We start from the raw sequence: 16,624 nt of genomic DNA on the forward strand, positions 1-16,624 counted from the left end.
CCGGTGATCTACTGGTCGGCATGACGGCAAACGCATTGTTGGCAGGCCCCCGTGGCCGCAGGTTGTTGTTGGAGTTTGCGCGGGAAGCCGACCGCGCCACCCAGCAGAACTACGACCGGAGTACATTCAACTCCGCCGTCTTCTACGCCGCACACAACCTCGACCCCAACCCGGGTGTCCTGTACGGCCCGGGTGCTGACGAGCCGCTGCCGGACATTACACCGGATGAGGTTGCGCGCCGGCTCGCAACAGTGCCGCTTCCCGAGGTGACGGAAGCTGTTCTGCGCTCGGCGCTCGGGATGGCGGTGGACAACGCCCGCTACTGGCAGGAACCCGAAGGGGAAGACATCCTCGCCGCCACCGCCCCCATGCGACGAGAACTGCGACGCGTCGCCGACCACATCGCGCAGTCATCTCACGTCGAGTGGTGGTCGACCGAGGTGGCTCGCGACGACCAGTGGTCGGTGGGCTGGGGCGATTCGGCCGAGTCGTTTATGCAGGAACCTCCTGAACAAAGGCCGCTCACCGACCGCCTGGTCGCGTGGCGTAACCGCATCGTCGAACAGGAAGTCCAAGCGGAACGCGAGCGCCCGCGAGACCCGAAGGCGAACTACTCGGGCGAGTGGTGGTCTTTTCCGTGGGAAGCGCGTTGTTCGGCGCGGTCCTTCGATGACGGGTTGCCGGCGGGCGTCCTGTTCGTCGAAGACAGCATGGGCTGGGAGCGGGCCTTCGCTCGACGCATGCCGGTGCCGGCGGAAATCGAGGTGTTCGAAATCGACGTCACTGATGCGTGGGCAGATCTGTGCCGGCGCTACCCGTTGGAGGTGACAGCGCAGAAACGTCACGACTGGTACCGGGCCACCGGCCGCGACGGTCGCTGGGTGATGCCCGACTGGAGTCGCGTCGCAGACGCCTACGGGGGAGTGCACCTCACGGTGAGGGGATATCTCGCTGCCGCGGGAACAGCGATCGACGTCGACGACGACACCGCGAGCGTGATCGCCGGATGGGCGCCCGACGAGACCCACTGGCTCACCGATGCTGTTCGTCCCGACAGCGACGTGGTCGAGTGGGTGCTCGACGACGCCCGCGAGCGCTGGCGGCGAAAGACCGCTCGCACATCGAAACGATGATGGAGGGGTCTTTGGTGGAATATTGGTCGTTGGGTGGGTAGAAATGCACCAAAGATGCCGGGCGCGGTGGCATCCCTCCCGTATGCCGCGTACCTCCGGCATCGCGGAGATATTGGATGCGCCTGTGTGACGGAGTGATCGGCGCCCACTTGCTCGGACCCGCTCGCATCTCTCCGTGAATGCAGGGTGACGCCATGCGGTGTGGCTGTTTCACTGCATCAGATGCTCCGGACACCCCCACGATTCTATGGATGCTCGTCGATGAGGGCTGGCCATCCGGGGTAGAACGGCTCGACGACGGGCGCGGCCGGAAGCTCCTCCTCTGGGGGTGCTTCCGGGTTGTATCCCGGCATGTCCTCATGGCAGATGGTCCCCATAGACCTCTTGCTGCCGCGGTTGCCATCTGCTCGTTCTATTTCGAGGCCTTCGAATACATTCCACGTCGGATAGGGAAGTCGATGCTCGTAGTCGAGTGCTGGAGTGGTGACGGGGCCGTCGGCGGACAGTCGGATTCGTAGGGGCGTGGACCGCATTGTATGGATTCGTATCCATGCGTATTTTGTGGATATCGCGGTGTTCATATAGTCGCTGCACACCAATACTTCTGTTACGGGTTCGCCGATGTAAAGGGAGGGTTCGATCAGGAGGATGTGGTGGTAGACCGTCCCATATTCGGGTATGGGAGTGGTTTCCCATTGGGTTCGGACATCCCAGAATCCGGGGTGGACGCTGGCTCGATCTGCCGTGTGGTCGTAGGTGCTTGCGCTTTCGATGTAGGACCGGACCGCTTGTAGTTCTCGTAGGTCGAGTGAAACACCGTCTGGTGCATTCCAGCGATGTGACAACAGTTTTGCGTCGGCGTCGAGTGCTGCGAAGGAGACCTGTTCGGGTTCAGGTGGTGTCGGCACGGGGTCGGGTGTCGCGCAGGCCCCTGTCGTGAAGGTCAATGCTCTAAAGTCTGGTCGGCGAGGTCGGTGATTTTGTCGAGGGAGGGGTCGCCGCTCGGGTAGGTGAGTGTTCCGTCGGATCTCAACAGTCCGAGTGTGCGAAGGTCGTCCACGATAGTGGGATCGTCCGGAAATCCGTACCGCCCCACCGCATTCTCCAGCAGGTTGTACGCGTTCGGCGCGCTGTATCGACTGAAGTCGCCGGTGAACGGCGTCAGCTCGGGGTTATCGAATGCCGGCACGAATGTGTCTCGGATGGAAGTGCTGTTGACGTCCATCAAGAGTCCGACCGTGCCGCTGAGGCGAGGATCGAGTGTCTTCCCGGCGTTGCTGCACGAACTCGTCGATCCGTGTCCGGTCGTCGAACCTTTCCCTTCCTGCGTTGTAGATGCCGGTATCGAGCAGCGCTTGGAGACGACCCGCGTGGGACGCACCGAGGTAGGAAGGCCTTCGACGAAGTTGGCTGCGTGACCGAATGTTGTAGCTGCGCTTCCGAATGTGCCACTCGATTCCTGACCTGTCGCTATGAGGGTGAAGACATGCCGCGCGGTCTCGGTTGAATGATTCACTGCAGGAATCGTTCCGGAGACGCTGATCCTACTATTCGCCGTCGTCGACAACAGTAGGCCATCCGGGATGGAACGGCTCGACGACGGGAGCTGCGGTGAGCCTTTCGGTCACGGGGGTGTCCCGGTTGTATCCCGGCATGCTTGTCCTGCAGATGCGCCACGGATCGTTCTCGCCTATCCGTTTGTCGGTAAAGCGTTCGACTTCCCAGCCGTTGAAGACGTTCCAGGTGGGGTACGGCAGGCGACGCTCGTAATCGAGGGTGGGTAGAGTTTCAGCCACCTGCTCGGTCTGCTGGATCCGGAGGGAGGAGGAGAAGCGCGTTTCCATTCGGGTCCATTCGGTATCGGTGGGCATGGCGGTCTGCATGTAGACGTCGCAGACGTGGATTTCTGTGGCGGGTCGACCCAAGTGGGTGGTGGATTCGACCTGGAGGATGTGGTGGGTGATCGTCCCGGTTCGCGGTGTAGGTGGGGACTTGTACGCGTGTGCGACGGCGATGTATCCGGGGTAGAGGGTGTTGGGGTCGGCGGTGCGGTCGTAGTTGTTCTCGCTCTCGATGTAGCCACGGGCCACTTGTATTTCTGGTGAGTCGAGGTTGATGCCGTTGGGTGCGGTCCAGCGGTGGGACATGACCTTTGCGTCGGCTTCGAGTGCGGCGAAACGGTCGGGTTCCGGCGGGCGTGGGGGAGTGGTGTCCGGTGTACACGCCCCCATGACTGCGGCAAGTGTTGCGATGCCGACGGCCCGGGTGAGCATCCAAGTCGAATGATTCACTGGGGGAGTCGTTCCGGAGGTGATCATGTTCCTACTCATTGTTGTCGACGAGGGTCGGCCAGCCGGGGTAGAACGGCTCTATGGCAGGGGCTCCCTGAAGACGTTCTTGCACTGGGGTATCCGGAGTGATTCCCGGTATCTGCGACATACAGATGCGCCATGGATCGTTCTCGCCCATCCGCTTGTCTGTGAAGCGTTCGACTTCCCAGCCGTCGAAAATGTTCCAGGTGGGATAGGGGAGCCGATGTTCGTAGTCGAGATTGGGTGGGGGGCTGGTGGCTCGCTCGGTCTGTTGGAGTCGGAGCGATGTGTAGAAGCGCCTTTCCATGCGGGTCCATCCATCAGCGGTGGACATAGCGGTTTGTGTGTGGACGTCGCAGACATGGATTTCGGTGACGGGTCGCCCTAGATGGGTGGTGGATTCGAATTGGAGTATGTGGTGGTTGATCGTCCCAGTTCGGGGCGTAGGAGGGGACTTCTCGACGTGGACGATGTCGGTATAGCCGGGGTACAGGGTGTCTGGATCGGCAGTGCGGTCGTAGTTGTTCTCACTCTCGATGTAGCCACGGACCACCTGGATCTCTGCCGTATCGAAGTCGATGCCTCCTGGTGCAGTCCAGCGGTGCGACAGTATCTTCGCGTCAGCCTTGAGCGCGGCGAAGGGGTTGGGCTCCGGCGGGAATGGCGGAGTCGTTGCCGGTGCGCACGCCAAGGCGACGGCGGCGAGTGTCGCGATGACTGTGAATTGGATGATCGCGCGGGCACATGGCTTTTTCATCGTGGAGCGTTCGGTTCTCTGTTCGTGGGTGCGATACTTCCATAGGCGTCGATGTAGTACTCGCGGAAGGTTGAGAAGTTGATTTTGTAGTTCTCTAGGGCTCTGTCGGCGGCGCCGGTAATAGCGTCCAGCGGTGGATTGCCGCTCGGGTAGGTAAGGGTGCCGTCGGATCCAAGGAGATTCAGATCGCCAAGGTTCGCGATGACTTCGGGATCCTGCGGTAGCCCGTACCGTCCCACCGCATTTTCCAGCAGGTTGTACGCGTTCGGCGCACTGTATCGACTGAAGTCGCCGGTGAACGGCGTCGCCTCGGGATCTTCGAACGCGGGCACGAATGTGTCTCGGATGGAGGTGCTGTTGATGTCCATCAGCAGTCCGACTGTGCCGCTGAGACGAGGATCGAGTGCGACGAGATTCCGGATGACCGTGTAGTTCGTGTTGAACGTGTCTTCCCGGCGTTGCTGCACGAACTCGTCGATCCGTGCCCGATCGTCGAACATTTCCCTTCCTGCGTTGTAGATGCCTGTATCGAGCAGCGCTTGGAGACGGCCCGCGTTGGACGCACCGAGGTACGAGGGGCCTTCGACGAAGTCGTCCGCGTAGTACCGACCGAATGCAGTAGCCGCGCTTCCGAATGTGGCGCTGGATTCCTGATCCGTGGCCATGAGGGTGAAGATGCGCCGCGCGGCTTCGTTGGAATTGGGCGATTCGAGGCTGTTTTGTTTCCAGTCGCCTACGTTATCCGCCCTGACAAGTTCGGGGATGTACCCGTGCAACCCATCGGCGAATGCTCGAACCAGTCCGGGATTCACCTCACCGATGTTGGAAGTATTTTCGCCGTGGACGTCCATCAAACGGTCGAAGTTCTCTTCGTGCGCAAGATACTGAGACAAATTGAGTGCGGCGAACTCCGCTCGGTCGACGCGTGCTGTGTCGCCGCCAGCGCGTGCGTCGCCCAACTCGTGGGTCATCCAATTGGTGAGGCGCCCCGCGGATTCTCCACCGTCGTCCCAGGCATGAGTGAACAGTGGTGTGAGAATGTCGTCACGTTGAACCTCTGGGATGCCGTCTCCATTCAGGTCTCCTGCAAGTATGCGGGCACTGACGTCGTGGTTGCTGCTGGTGACGTCGAGCATCGATTCGCCGGCATGGCCGACCGTGATGGGGATGGTGTCGTACGGCCCGGTGCCGGATCCGGTCGCATCGATCACGGATGCTTGCGATGCGGCCGATTCGACGAGTTTCGTGCCGAGTTCGGCGCCGGGAGTGCCGTTCCCCGTTCCGACGAACTCCCAGAATTCGCGTCCGCGGATCACGGAGTCGATGTACGCGGCGTCACCCGGATTGGCGAGTGCGTTTCGGTGCGCCGAGGCAGCGGCGCCCGGCTCGGACTCGAGCTCGCCCCGGATGTCGGGCGGCAGGGTGTCCATGAATGCGGACAGGGTGGGCGGGACTCGGTAGCCGTCGAGCTGGACCGCGCCAGGGCGGGCTTCGACGAGATCGCGGACGTCTTGCGGTAAGCGATCCCATCCGCCGCGCTCGTCGTCGACGTCGCGTACGTGTTCGTTCGACAGCGCGAGAATCCCGCTTGCGAGACTGTCGCGAGCGCCGAGCGCCGAGGTACTGCCGTCGGCAAGGAGTTGCCGCTGCAACTCCATGACACCATCCGCTCCCGCCTCGCCGTACAGATTCTCGAGGTAGCTGAACGCGCCTGCGGGCAGGGCGGTGACGACCTTGCCTTTCGCAAGCTCATCGAGAGACTGCGGGTCGAGTCCGGCTGCGGCAAGGTTCGTGGTGAACCGTCCCAGATCTTCGGACGTGACCGTGCCGTCGGTGAGCATGGCCCAGTCGTGGGCGGCTTCGTCGGGGGAGAAGGCTGCTGGCGATGGTGTGACGTCGATGAGGTTCGAGACGATGCCGGTGATGCGGCGTGCATGGTCGTCGTCCACCTCACCGATCACCCGCAGTGCGTCTCGAATCATGCCCCAGTGCGCGGCGGCATCGGGTTCTCCCTCGTAGACCCCTGTGAAGCCTGGCCCGGCGGTGACACCCCCGTCATCGACTGTGAAGCCGGCTCGTTCGGCCGCGGCAATTCTGTCGAGAGTCACGCGGGCTGCGTGTGCGAGATCTTCGTCGGCTCTTCTGGTGGCGGAGGCAAGTTCGCGTAGTTCGTAGGAGATGGTGGTGTCGGACTTGCGTTCGCGGTCGAGGTGGTCTGCTGCGGCGTCGGCGGCGATACCCGTCCATACAGACCAGAGGTCGTTGGTGGATGTGTGGATCGAGTCGCGGGCGTCTTCGAGTCGGGTGGCGACCGACTCTGTCGAGATCATCTGTTCGGATAGCGCCGACCAATTCCAGTGACGTACATCGGATACCGAGGGAATCACGCGGACACTGCCCTCGCGAGTTCGTCCCTGAAGTATTCCTCGGTTTGTGAGTAGTCCTCACACACGCGGTTCATGGTGTCGTGCAATGCCCATGCTCGATCGGCGAGGATCAGCAGGGCGCGGCGGGTTGCAGCCTCGGCGCCACCGAGCGCGGCGGCGACCGACGAGACCTGCAGGAATCCGCTTGGCGAATGGGACCTCATCAGTGAGGTGTCGATCTCGCAGAGCTCTTCGGCGTGCAGGTCGAAGTGGCGAGACACCGACCGGATTTGTGGCAGGTCGGCTTCGAGCGTATTGGTCATCCCCATGATCCCCCATCGATCGGTCCCCTTGTCCGATCCGCCACAGACTAGCGCCTCGGATGGTGTCCACCAATTCCGCGGTCGATGGCCGCCGTATCGGCATCCGTCGCCCGCGGCATTCCCGCTACATTTCCATACATACGCGCGGGTCACAGCCGGTGTATCTGGCTGAGCATGTAGCGGGAGCAGGGGGCCGCCCACTTCGACGCTGCTGACCTTCGAGCGCGTTCCGTGGAGGCATACCACCCGATTGTCGACGGGTACTACCGCAATACGCGGTGGGGTAGAAAGTCCTCAATATTCTCGCTGAACGACCTCTCTGCCGGTGCCGGAACATCCCTGTGCAGCGCCGGAGCCGGTCTGCCTTTCCGAAGTCGGCACTGTGTGGGGAGCGCAGAAAACCCCTTTGACCAGGTGTGGAGCCGCCGACGCGGCCGCATGAACACGGCCGCAGATAATCTGCACAAACGTACCGAAACCGCCTCTCACCAGCACAAAGCAGGCGTATTGCCTAGGTGGCCGCGGCTGGGACTGTGATGTAGAACTATCTCAGGGGAAAACGGGTTGTGATCTGTCGCATACCAATCGCATGCCGATGGACACACCACACGCACGCCACACTCACAGCTCCCAGGGGGTCGGACCATCCTCGGTCCGGCGGGGATTTCGGAAAGGCCGAAGAACTTGCAGCTGCTGATACCACTGACCGGCCCGCGCATGGACGCGCGCACGAACCACCCGAAAGCGTCGGATTCCCGACTTCGGTCGCATACGGCCATCGCGCTCGGCTCCGGTGTCCCGGCCGGCGCACCCATGTTGGTGCTGACCGGTTCGCTCGCCCTGTGCGCGCTGATCGCCGTGCTCACCGTCCTCTGTGTCGGCCTCGCCGCCGTCATGATCTGACCGACACATCGCCACTGCTGCAATGCAATCGACCCATGCTCGGAGACAGAGGAAGTCCCGCATGAATACATCGCGAACATCGGGATTTCCCCACCGTGCGGCGTGAACACCCGCCCATGCCGGCCACCGGACTCGCCGGGACCGTAGCGCCGCAGGGGGCGCTACGGTCCCGGCGTCATGACCCGCGCCGAGAGGTGCGCGCTCACACCGAAGATAGAGGACAGAAATCGTGATGCAGGGCATCGTGAAGTGGTTCAACAGTGCACGGGGCTTCGGGTTCATCACTCCGGCCGACGGCACCACTGAGATATTCGTGCACTACTCGGAGATCGCGGGCAACGGCTTCAAGACGCTGCACGACAACCAGCAGGTCGAATACGAGATCGGCTACGGAGTGACAGGCCCCCAGGCCCGTAATGTGCGGACACTGTGACGGCGCAGGTCACAGACCGCACCGGGAGTGTTCCGGCGGAGACGCCAGATCGATGAGATAGTCGGCGACGATGGCGTCTACGCAGTCGCTGGTGCCGTCGAATGCAATCGTGTGCTGATCACCGTCGACGGTGAGCAGGCTGCCACCCAAGGTGTCGGCGAGGCTCACACCTGCCTCGTACGGTGTGGCCGGGTCGCCGGTGATCGAGATGGTCAGAGTGTCGGGCAGTCCGTTGATGTCGGTGGCGTACGGGTAGCTCAATGTGGGTTCCGCGGGCCATGATTCGCAAGGGTCACGTGCGCCGTCGGGTCCGCGCCCGGCGTCGGTGAACGGGGCGGCCTCCTGGATGCGGCGCTTGAGTTCGACTTCCTGTTCGGGAGTGCTGCGTTGTTCGTCCATGCAGTTGATCGCGAAATTCGCTTCTGGAAAGTTCGGGTACACACCGTCCTCGCCCCGGCCGCCGAACGCATCGGTGATGCGCAGGAGCGTCTCGGGAGCGCCGGAGCGTAATTCGCCGATCCCCTTGGTGATGGCCGGCCAGACCCGCGAGTCGTACAGCCCGGCAATCACAGCGCCGTAGGCAGCATCGAAATCCATCCGGCGCCCGTCGGTTGTGATGATCGGATTCTCGATCAGCGGGCGAGTGATGCTGTGGAACACCTCGACGGCTTTGCTCGGGTCGGTGCCCAGAGGACACTCCGGGTCCTTGGCGCACTCGGCTGCCATCGCATCGAAAGAGTCTTGGAAAGCCGTGAATTGGGTGATGCGACGTTCGGCGGTTCCCAGGTGCGGATCGGCGGCACCGTCGAGGACCAGTGCCCTCACGTTGGTGGGGAACATCTCGGCGTAGACGGCGCCGAGTCTCGTGCCGTAGCTGCGGCCGAGGTAGCTGAGCTTGTCGTCGCCGAGTGCGGCGCGCAGGATATCCATATCGCGTGCCGCGTCGCGGGTGCCGACACCGGCGAGTACCTCGTCGCCGCCGGATCGTTGCGAGCATTGATCGACGAGTGCTCGAGTATCGTCCTCGGTCCATGATCCGGAGCCGGTGAGCACAGTCGTCGCGGCTTCACCCGCGTCGGTTTCGGCGTCGGTGAAGCAGTCGATGGCAGGTGTGGAGGCTCCGACACCGCGGGGATCGAAACCGATGAGGTCGAAGTTCGCGGTGAGCGGGCTCTCGGCCAAGGTAGTGGCGCCGACTGCGGCCATGCTCATGCCGGCCCCTCCGGGCCCACCGGGATTGAGCACCAATGACCCGAGCGGTTCGCCCCGGGCAGGTGCTTCGAGTAGTGCGATCTGCGCGGTCTCTGCGCTGGGTTCGTCGTAGTCGAGAGGAACTTCCAGACGGGCGCAGCGGAATTCGGGATCGCTGGTGAAGACGGCCTGGTCGGCGGCGGTCGTGGCGTAATCCTCACACGCACCGAACACCAGGTCCTGGTCGTAGAAGCGTTGCAACTCCACCGAGGACTCCGGCTCGGGTTGTAGTGCGTGCGACGTCGTCGGCCCGGAACTGCACGCGCCGAGGGTCAGGAGCGTCGCGGCTACAAGAGCGAGAACGGGCATGGGCCGTGGCAGCGAGAGCGCGCCTCGAAATCGAGGTCCGAACATGGGAACCGAGCTCCGATCGGGAATGGGGATTGTCAGTTGTCGGCGCTGTCGTCTGGTTGACGGGCCAATGCGACTCTGCGCAGTACGTCGAGTTGTGCGGGGTTGTAGACCTCGGACATCACGGCTCCGATCTTGCGCGCAGTGCGGTGATCGTGCGCGATTTCGCTGTCGAAGGCGCCGGGATACTGCTCGGTCAAGGTTTCGATTTCGGGGATCATTCGTCGGGCAAGGTCTACCCGCGTCTGTTCATCGGCGTCAGCAGGCAGGGCGTCGAAATCGGCGCTGGCCTGTGTGGCGGGACTGCGCAACAGTTCGCCGTACGCATCGAGGTCGGATGGACTGAGCACTCTGGTCAAGTACGTCGCGAAAGACCGGTCGGCATCGGAGAGGTCGCCGACATTGCCCGCGAGAGCCAATTCGGGCGGAAGATCGGGTCTCGCGGAATGCCGCAGAAGTAGGCCGACCTCCATCCGCGCACGCTGTAGCCGTTCGATGGTGGCCGCCAATTCGGCGTCCAATGCCTGCAACGACTGCACCGGATGCGTGATGTCCTCACCCATCTCGGCGACCTGCGCGAGCGAGAATCCGAGCGTGGTGAGGCGTTTGATCTGCAACACCCGAACGAGATGCGCGACGCCGTACTGCTTGTAGCCGTTGGACGCCCGCGGCGGCTGATCGAGAATGCCGATGTCGTGATAGTGACGCACCGACTTCACCGTCGTGCCCGCGAGTTCGGAGAGTTCGCGAGTGCTCCAGCCCATGCCGTCTCCTGTGCCTCGGTGTTCTGTCATTGTCTCCCACCGAGATGCTCGGCGAAGTGACGTTCGACCGCATGGTAGAGCCGGTGTTGGTTCTCCGGGTTCGCAAAACCATGGCCTTCGTCGTCGGCGAGGAGGTACTCGACCGGCACACCGCGATCTCGCAGGGATCGAACGATGTTGTCGGACTCCGCTTGGACGACGCGGGCGTCGTTGGCGCCCTGGGCCACCAAGAGTGGAGTGCGAATCTTCTCGACCATGGTGATGGGCGATCGGGTGGCCATATCTGCTTCTTGGGCGGGATCGTCGGGGTTGCCGACATAGCGGTACCAGCTGTTGGTGAAGTGGGCGCGTGCGAACGGGGGCATAGACCGCAGGAAGTTCGCCAGGTCGGAGATTCCCACGTAATCGACCGCGGCGGCGAAATGGTCGGGGGTGACCGTGACACCGACAAGTGCCGCATAGCCGCCGTAAGAACCGCCGAAGATGCCGAGTCGGTTCGGGTCGGCATAGCCCTGAGCGACGGCCCAGTCGGTGGCATCGATGAGATCGTCGTGCATCGCACGCGCGAATTCGCCGATAGCAGCCGTGACATGCCCTCGGCCGTAGCCGGTCGAGCCCCGAAAGTTGACCTGCAGCACTGCATAACCGCGGTTGGCCAGCAGCTGCGCCTCCGGGCTGTATCCCCAGGCGTCGTGAGCCCACGGGCCGCCGTGGACGAGAAGGACCAGCGGCAGGTTTCGTGGCTCGATCCCGACCGGAAGGGTGAGGAATGCGTGCAGTGGTAGTCCGTCGCGGGCCTGGAATCTCACGGCTTCCATCGGAGCCAGCGCTGCCGTGTCCAGGTGCGGATACGGCCGGAACAGCTGCCTGCTCTCGCCGGTGGCGTGATCGTAGAACCAGGTCACCGCTGGGTCGCGGTCGTGGATGAACGTGGCGATCCAACGTTGCTCGGACTCGTCCGACGACAACGTGCCCAGCACCCCGTCGGAGAGCTTCGCCAACTCGGCGTGAACCTCGGCGAAGTGCGGATCCAGGACCTCGATTCTGGGCCTGTCACCGACGAACCGGGCGGCGATGACCTCGCCGGTGCGGCGGCTGAGGAAGACGGCCGGTGGAAGCAGGCCGGGGGCGTGGATGTCCAGAGTGCACAGGCTGTGCCCGCCGACGGCGCAGACCACTGTTTCCTCACCGGTGTCTCGATCGATGCGGACCAATCGCAGGTCGTCGGAATCCTGGTAGCTGCCGAGGAGAAGCCCCTTCCCGTCGGGTGTCACGATCTGCGGGTAGACGCCGAGAGGATGCTCGGCTCCGCCCAGACGACGCAGGAGGCGGCGGTCGTCGGTTGCGGGGTCCACCGCGGAGATCTCGAGGGTGCCGTCCTCGGTCTCGACAGTTTCGAAGGTTACACACCCGTTGCGGTCGAGCAGTGTGCTGACGGTCGGTTCGGCTTGCTCCATATGCATCGCCGTCTCGCCGGCAGCGACATCGATTCGGAACACGTCGATGAACGTCGGTCGCTGATTCATCCACACCAGCACGCTGCCGGGCGACGACGCCAGAGGCTCGACACCGAACACTCGTGATCCCGGTGGCAGCGGAGTCAGATCGACGGCCGGTACATCCGGGGCATCCGGGTCCACCCGGTGGAGATGCCAGTCTTCGTTGCCGTCGGTGTCTTGCAGGTAGAGCAGCCAGCGGGAGTCTCCGGTCCAGTGGAAGGTCGAGATCCCGCGCCTGCTGTCGTGCGTGACGCAGACGGCGTCGTCGTGGTCCTCGTGAATGCCGCGCACCCACACATTGCGTCGCCCGTGTTCCGGTGCCAAGTAGGCCAGCCTGGTTCCGTCCGGCGAGATCGATGCGCCGGCGAAGTGCGGGTCGGCGAAGAAGTCCTCGACGTCGATCAATTCGGGCAAGGAATCGTCGGTCATCGGGGTGGGCATTCGGACTCCGATCAGTAGGGGCGTCGTGAGCGACACGGCGACCGGTTCGGTGACGAGATCGGTCGGCCGCTCACCACAACGAAACACCGTGCCCCTAGGGCATGGTCAAGCCTCGCCGCACGTAGTGTCCTGTTCGGGCATGACGCCCTCGACCAGGTAGTCGGTGATGATGTCCTGTGCATAGGGGTTGTTGCCGAGGGCGTAGACCCCGTGACCGCTTCCATCGACGGTCAGCAGCCGTGATCGCTCGCCGAACTTCTCATCGAGAAGCTCACCGCCGCGCAGAGGTGTCACAGGGTCGCGTCGGTTCTGTGCGATCAGGACATTGGTCGGTCCCTCCGGACCGATCGACACGGTCGGCTCGGCCGGCGTGTGCTGCCAGAACGCGCACGGCATGATGTTCGCGGTCGCAGCGCCGAAGAGCGGATAGGTCTCGCGGTCTTCGTCCACCGCTCGTCGGTAGGCGTCGACATCGTCGGGCCATTCGACGTCGTTGCACGTGACCGCGAGGAATACCGACCAGCTGTTGTCTGCTGCCGATGGCCCGTTGCCCGTCGGTGGCTCGTCCGCGGGTGCTGCCGCCTCGGTGGGGTTGAGAAAGGACTGCCAGCTCTCGGCTGCTGTCTCGTAGGACGCCTGGTTGTACAACGTGACGAAGGTGGCCAATCGGAACAGGCGGCCGTCGACCCCGTCCACGGGCGTTCGATCCAGACGTTCCGCGATGGTGAAGTAGGTGTCGCGCACCTGTTGCGGTGTTTCCCCCAATCCGTATCGATCATGCCGTGCAGCAGCCCATTCCGCGAAGCCGGGGAACGTCTCCTCCATGCCTCGCGAGTATCTGCGCATCCCGTCGTGATCGAGGTGGGTGTCGCCGATGTTGCTGTCGAGCACCACCCGATCCGCACTCTGCGGGAACATCGAGGCGTACGCGGCACCGAGCGCGGAGCCGTACGAGTATCCGAGGAAGCTTGCTTTCTCCTCGCCGAGCGCTGCCCGGATGCGGTCCAGGTCGCGGGCCATGTTTGCCGTGTTCACGTGGCGCAGTCGGCCGTCGTGGTCGTTGGCTGCGCATCGTCCGGCGACTTCCTTCGCAGTTGCCGTCTGCTCGGCGAATGCTGCCTCGTCCACGACGTATGGCGGGACCGCGCCGTAGTACGCCAGGTCGTCGGTGAATCCGCAACTGATGGGCGAGGAGTGTCCGACTCCGCGGGTGTCCATACCGATCAGGTCGTAGCTGTCCAGCACGCTCGGCGATATGCCCTGCGATACAAGGAAGTTGGGCTGATCGAGGCCGGTGCCACCCGGGCCGCCCGGGTTCAGTAGCAACACACCTCGTCGTGTGTCGGGGTTGTTCGAGGGTAGCCGGGAAATCGTGATGTCGATGTGTGTGCCTTCGGGATCGTCGTAGTCCAGGGGGACGGGCACAGTGGCGCACTGCAACTGGGGCGGGCCGTCTTCTGGATTCTCGACGCCCTCGGGGCAGGCGCTCCATTGCACATCTGTCGAGCCCATCGGCTCCGTGTTGATGTGTGCAGGGGCCTGCGAACAGCCGGCGACGACCATGCTGGTCAGCGCAACGGTCAGGGTCGTGGTGCGAGGTTTCATGTGTTCCTTCCCGAACTTGCAGGTTGGACGAGGTTTCTCCGCTGGAACGGCAGCGACCAGCACGCTGTACTATTGCGGGGTGACCCGACGGTAGCACACTGTGCTAGTACGGCGTGCTAGTGCAGTGTGCTGGTGATGGAGGAGTGGGACGATGGAGCAAGATCAGGGTGGTCTCGACACGAAGGCGAGGATCATCATCGCGGCCTGCGAGCTGATCGAGGAGGACCCCGCATCGACGCTCAGCGTGCGGACTGTGGCGGCCCGAGCCGGGGTGAGCATGGGGTCGCTGCGTCACCACTTCCCGACGCAGCGTGCACTGCGCGACGCCGTCCTCGAAACGATCTACGACGTGGTCACACCCGATAGCGAGATCATTCACGACACGTCGGTGCCGGCTCGCGACCGGTTGGTTCGGTGCCTGCGGCAGGTTCTGAGTGTGGAGGTAGGTGAGCGATCACGACAGGCCTGGATCAAATTCTTCGACGCGTTCGTCGTCCCGGAACCCACCGACGACATCCGAACTGCGTACGTCGCCATGACAAGTGAAGGGGAGCGCAGGGTCGAACGCTGGCTCACGCTTCTCGCGAATGAAGGCGCTCTACCCAAAGGTGAGATCACAGCGTATGCAAGGCTTCTGAACACTGTTCTCAGCGGCCTGTCGATGGAGCGAGCGCTACCGTCGGATCACTCCATTCTTCAACGAGAAACCGAGATCCTCTACACCGCGGTCGATGCGATTCTCGACTCTCCCGCCTAATCATCCGAGCCGTCGCTCTGCAGATCGAGGGTCTGATCGGTAATCGCGACCCCCGGGCAGAGCGGGTCGCTGTGGAGCGAGTCGCGTGACGGACTTTCCTATTGATTCTCCGGTTACTGCGACAACTGGGACAAGTTCGACAATCATGTATACGACGGATGGGTGCTCCGGCTGCGTTGGTGTGCGATGCGATCATGCTCGGGGTGCGCGTGCTTCCGCCGCTGAACATCGGTGATCTTGTTCCGCATCGCATCATTGCTCGAGGCAGCGTCGCGCCGAGGACTCGCTCCGCACGCCGGATCCCGTCCCGGTCTGGTTCTCATCCGACGACGGACAGTATTCCGCCCTCTTTCTGGGCGGCAGCCTTGTCCGAGACAGGCTTCCCGACATGGCCCCAGTCAGCTTTCCTGCCCGTCCGGTACCGCGTTGTGCCGGTGCCGTGTTCACCGCCGCTGTCCTGCTCGCCGGGACGGTGGCCGGTGTGGGCACAGTAGCCGCACAGCCAGCGGCCCCGATGGTGGTTCCGTTGCCGTCGGCCGACCCGTTCTACACGTGGGACGGGCCGCTCGACGACGTCGCACCCGGTTCGGTGCTGGACACCCGGACGATGCCCTACGGATTCCATGATCAGGACACACCGATCACGAGCACCCAGGTGCTGTATCGGACCACCGACCAGTTCGACCGCCCGACCACGACGGTCGCGACGATCCTGCGTCCGCTGCTCCCCGGCCCGGCCAAGCTGATTTCGTATCACATGGCGTACGACGCGCTCGGGTCCGAGTGTGATCCGTCGTACACCCTCACCGGGAACGGCACCTACAGTCAGGCGGGCACGTTCGAACAGGGCGTGATCACCGGTTACCTGGCGTCCGGATACTCGGTGGTGGTCCCGGACTACGAGGGACCCGACCTCGAGTGGACCATCGGACGCCAATCGGCCTACGCGGCACTCGACGGTGTCCGTGCCGCAGAGTCGGTGCTGGGTCTTCCCGCGTCGACACCGGTGGGGTTGGCCGGGTACTCCGGCGGATCGGTGCCCACCCAGTGGGGTGCGGAGGTCGCGCCGGCGTATGCACCCGAGTTGAACATCGTGGGCGCGGCAGCCGGTGGCCTGCCCGTGAATCTGGCCCACAACCTGCCCTACGTCAGCGGCAGCAAGGACTGGGCCGGGGTCATCCCGGCACTGATCGTCGCCTACCAGCGCACCTACGGTCTCGATACCGCCGCGTTCCTCAACCCGTACGGGCAGCAGATCGTGGACACAGTCAGCTCCCAGTGCATAAACGCGTTCGCTTCTCACTACCCGGGCCTGACCGACACCGAGATGCTTCAGGGTCCCTACACGTCGCTGCTCGAAATCCCCGGCGTCGTCCGAGCCATCAACGACAACATCATGGGCACAGCGGGCACTCCGCAGGTGCCGATGCTGCTTGCAGTAGGGGATGTCGACGGTACCGGCGATTCGGTGATGATCACCGCCGACGTCGAAGGTTTGGCGCACGAATACTGCGAGCGTGGCGTTGCCGTCACCTACGCGCAGTACGACCGCCTTTCGCACAGCGACGCGTTCCTACCGTTCCAGGCGCAGACCGCGCAGTTCTTCACCGACCGTTTCGCCGGCGCAGCCCCCACCGACAACTGCGCCGCGGTGGGTCCCGGAAACGCCCTCGCCCCCACTCCGGTTCCGTGACCGCCGGAGATCCCTGCACACCTCGGCCCTACCCAC

At 63.5% G+C, this 16,624-nt stretch carries 15 protein-coding genes; 5 read left to right on the forward strand and 10 right to left on the reverse strand.

What is annotated here, in order from left to right; genetic code table 11:
- Nucleotides 1-20: 20 nt before the first annotated feature.
- Nucleotides 21-1,133 (forward strand): hypothetical protein, encoded by a 1,113-nt coding sequence (locus Q7514_RS24455; protein WP_330135858.1) that lies wholly within the window; start codon nt 21-23, stop codon nt 1,131-1,133.
- Between the two features lie 245 nt (nt 1,134-1,378).
- Here the strand turns inward: Q7514_RS24455 and Q7514_RS24460 are convergent, their stop codons facing one another.
- From Q7514_RS24460 to Q7514_RS24485, 6 genes are all read right to left on the reverse strand, one after another.
- Nucleotides 1,379-1,666, reverse strand: coding sequence for a hypothetical protein (locus Q7514_RS24460; RefSeq protein WP_330135859.1), 288 nt, complete (start codon nt 1,664-1,666; stop codon nt 1,379-1,381).
- A 410-nt stretch (nt 1,667-2,076) separates the two neighbouring features.
- Entirely contained in the window at nt 2,077-2,358 is a 282-nt protein-coding gene (locus Q7514_RS24465; RefSeq protein WP_330135860.1) for a hypothetical protein, read from the reverse strand.
- Between the two features lie 322 nt (nt 2,359-2,680).
- Nucleotides 2,681-3,451 carry a hypothetical protein gene (locus Q7514_RS24470; protein WP_330135861.1) on the reverse strand — a complete coding sequence of 257 codons (771 nt, stop codon included), beginning with the start codon at nt 3,449-3,451 and terminating at the stop codon, nt 2,681-2,683.
- Nucleotides 3,452-3,455: 4 nt separating this feature from the next.
- A complete protein-coding gene (locus tag Q7514_RS24475) occupies nt 3,456-4,202 on the reverse strand; it encodes a hypothetical protein (RefSeq protein ID WP_330135862.1) in 747 nt (248 codons plus the stop codon).
- Nucleotides 4,199-6,532, reverse strand: a complete 2,334-nt coding sequence (locus tag Q7514_RS24480; protein WP_330135863.1) for a TPR repeat region-containing protein — start codon at nt 6,530-6,532, stop codon at nt 4,199-4,201. Before Q7514_RS24480 ends, Q7514_RS24475 begins: the two co-directional genes overlap by 4 nt.
- A gap of 53 nt (nt 6,533-6,585) precedes the next feature.
- Nucleotides 6,586-6,891 carry a hypothetical protein gene (locus Q7514_RS24485; RefSeq protein WP_330135864.1) on the reverse strand — a complete coding sequence of 102 codons (306 nt, stop codon included), beginning with the start codon at nt 6,889-6,891 and terminating at the stop codon, nt 6,586-6,588.
- 717 nt (nt 6,892-7,608) lie between these two features.
- Here Q7514_RS24485 and Q7514_RS24490 point away from each other — a divergent pair.
- Nucleotides 7,609-7,794 carry a hypothetical protein gene (locus tag Q7514_RS24490; RefSeq protein ID WP_330135865.1) on the forward strand — a complete coding sequence of 62 codons (186 nt, stop codon included), beginning with the start codon at nt 7,609-7,611 and terminating at the stop codon, nt 7,792-7,794.
- Nucleotides 7,795-8,023: 229 nt separating this feature from the next.
- Nucleotides 8,024-8,227, forward strand: a complete 204-nt coding sequence (locus Q7514_RS24495; RefSeq protein WP_330135866.1) for a cold shock domain-containing protein — start codon at nt 8,024-8,026, stop codon at nt 8,225-8,227.
- Between the two features lie 9 nt (nt 8,228-8,236).
- On the opposite strand, the gene Q7514_RS24500 is transcribed toward Q7514_RS24495, so the two are convergent.
- From Q7514_RS24500 to Q7514_RS24515, 4 genes are all read right to left on the reverse strand, one after another.
- Entirely contained in the window at nt 8,237-9,787 is a 1,551-nt protein-coding gene (locus tag Q7514_RS24500) for an alpha/beta fold hydrolase (RefSeq protein WP_330135867.1), read from the reverse strand.
- 77 nt (nt 9,788-9,864) lie between these two features.
- Nucleotides 9,865-10,593 carry a MerR family transcriptional regulator gene (locus tag Q7514_RS24505; RefSeq protein WP_330135868.1) on the reverse strand — a complete coding sequence of 243 codons (729 nt, stop codon included), beginning with the start codon at nt 10,591-10,593 and terminating at the stop codon, nt 9,865-9,867.
- A gap of 26 nt (nt 10,594-10,619) precedes the next feature.
- Entirely contained in the window at nt 10,620-12,533 is a 1,914-nt protein-coding gene (locus Q7514_RS24510; protein WP_330135869.1) for a S9 family peptidase, read from the reverse strand.
- Between the two features lie 105 nt (nt 12,534-12,638).
- Nucleotides 12,639-14,138, reverse strand: coding sequence for an alpha/beta hydrolase (locus Q7514_RS24515; protein ID WP_330135870.1), 1,500 nt, complete (start codon nt 14,136-14,138; stop codon nt 12,639-12,641).
- A gap of 151 nt (nt 14,139-14,289) precedes the next feature.
- Here Q7514_RS24515 and Q7514_RS24520 point away from each other — a divergent pair, with 151 nt between their 5' ends.
- Together Q7514_RS24520 and Q7514_RS24525 are read left to right on the forward strand one after the other, a co-directional pair.
- Complete coding sequence (locus tag Q7514_RS24520; RefSeq protein WP_330135871.1) at nt 14,290-14,895, forward strand: TetR/AcrR family transcriptional regulator; 606 nt, start codon at nt 14,290-14,292, stop codon at nt 14,893-14,895.
- A 388-nt stretch (nt 14,896-15,283) separates the two neighbouring features.
- A complete protein-coding gene (locus tag Q7514_RS24525; RefSeq protein WP_408016177.1) occupies nt 15,284-16,588 on the forward strand; it encodes a lipase family protein in 1,305 nt (434 codons plus the stop codon).
- Nucleotides 16,589-16,624: the final 36 nt, after the last annotated feature.

It is taken from the genome of Rhodococcus artemisiae, from assembly GCF_036327795.1.
In the GTDB taxonomy this organism is placed as follows: Bacteria; Actinomycetota; Actinomycetes; order Mycobacteriales; family Mycobacteriaceae; genus Rhodococcus; species Rhodococcus artemisiae.

Excerpts from the sequence above, each read along its gene's own strand:
- Q7514_RS24515 (WP_330135870.1), bottom strand. The coding sequence starts at position 14,138 with ATGAAACCTCGCACCACGACCCTGACCGTTGCGCTGACCAGCATGGTC.
- Q7514_RS24490 (WP_330135865.1), top strand. The coding sequence starts at position 7,609 with ATGGACGCGCGCACGAACCACCCGAAAGCGTCGGATTCCCGACTTCGG.
- Q7514_RS24510 (WP_330135869.1), bottom strand. The coding sequence starts at position 12,533 with ATGCCCACCCCGATGACCGACGATTCCTTGCCCGAATTGATCGACGTC.
- Q7514_RS24485 (WP_330135864.1), bottom strand. The coding sequence starts at position 6,891 with ATGACCAATACGCTCGAAGCCGACCTGCCACAAATCCGGTCGGTGTCT.
- Q7514_RS24465 (WP_330135860.1), bottom strand. The coding sequence starts at position 2,358 with ATGGACGTCAACAGCACTTCCATCCGAGACACATTCGTGCCGGCATTC.
- Q7514_RS24455 (WP_330135858.1), top strand. The coding sequence starts at position 21 with ATGACGGCAAACGCATTGTTGGCAGGCCCCCGTGGCCGCAGGTTGTTG.
- Q7514_RS24520 (WP_330135871.1), top strand. The coding sequence starts at position 14,290 with ATGGAGCAAGATCAGGGTGGTCTCGACACGAAGGCGAGGATCATCATC.
- Q7514_RS24470 (WP_330135861.1), bottom strand. The coding sequence starts at position 3,451 with ATGATCACCTCCGGAACGACTCCCCCAGTGAATCATTCGACTTGGATG.
- Q7514_RS24505 (WP_330135868.1), bottom strand. The coding sequence starts at position 10,593 with ATGGGCTGGAGCACTCGCGAACTCTCCGAACTCGCGGGCACGACGGTG.
- Q7514_RS24460 (WP_330135859.1), bottom strand. The coding sequence starts at position 1,666 with ATGCGGTCCACGCCCCTACGAATCCGACTGTCCGCCGACGGCCCCGTC.
- Q7514_RS24525 (WP_408016177.1), top strand. The coding sequence starts at position 15,284 with ATGGCCCCAGTCAGCTTTCCTGCCCGTCCGGTACCGCGTTGTGCCGGT.
- Q7514_RS24480 (WP_330135863.1), bottom strand. The coding sequence starts at position 6,532 with ATGATCTCGACAGAGTCGGTCGCCACCCGACTCGAAGACGCCCGCGAC.
- Q7514_RS24500 (WP_330135867.1), bottom strand. The coding sequence starts at position 9,787 with ATGCCCGTTCTCGCTCTTGTAGCCGCGACGCTCCTGACCCTCGGCGCG.
- Q7514_RS24475 (WP_330135862.1), bottom strand. The coding sequence starts at position 4,202 with ATGAAAAAGCCATGTGCCCGCGCGATCATCCAATTCACAGTCATCGCG.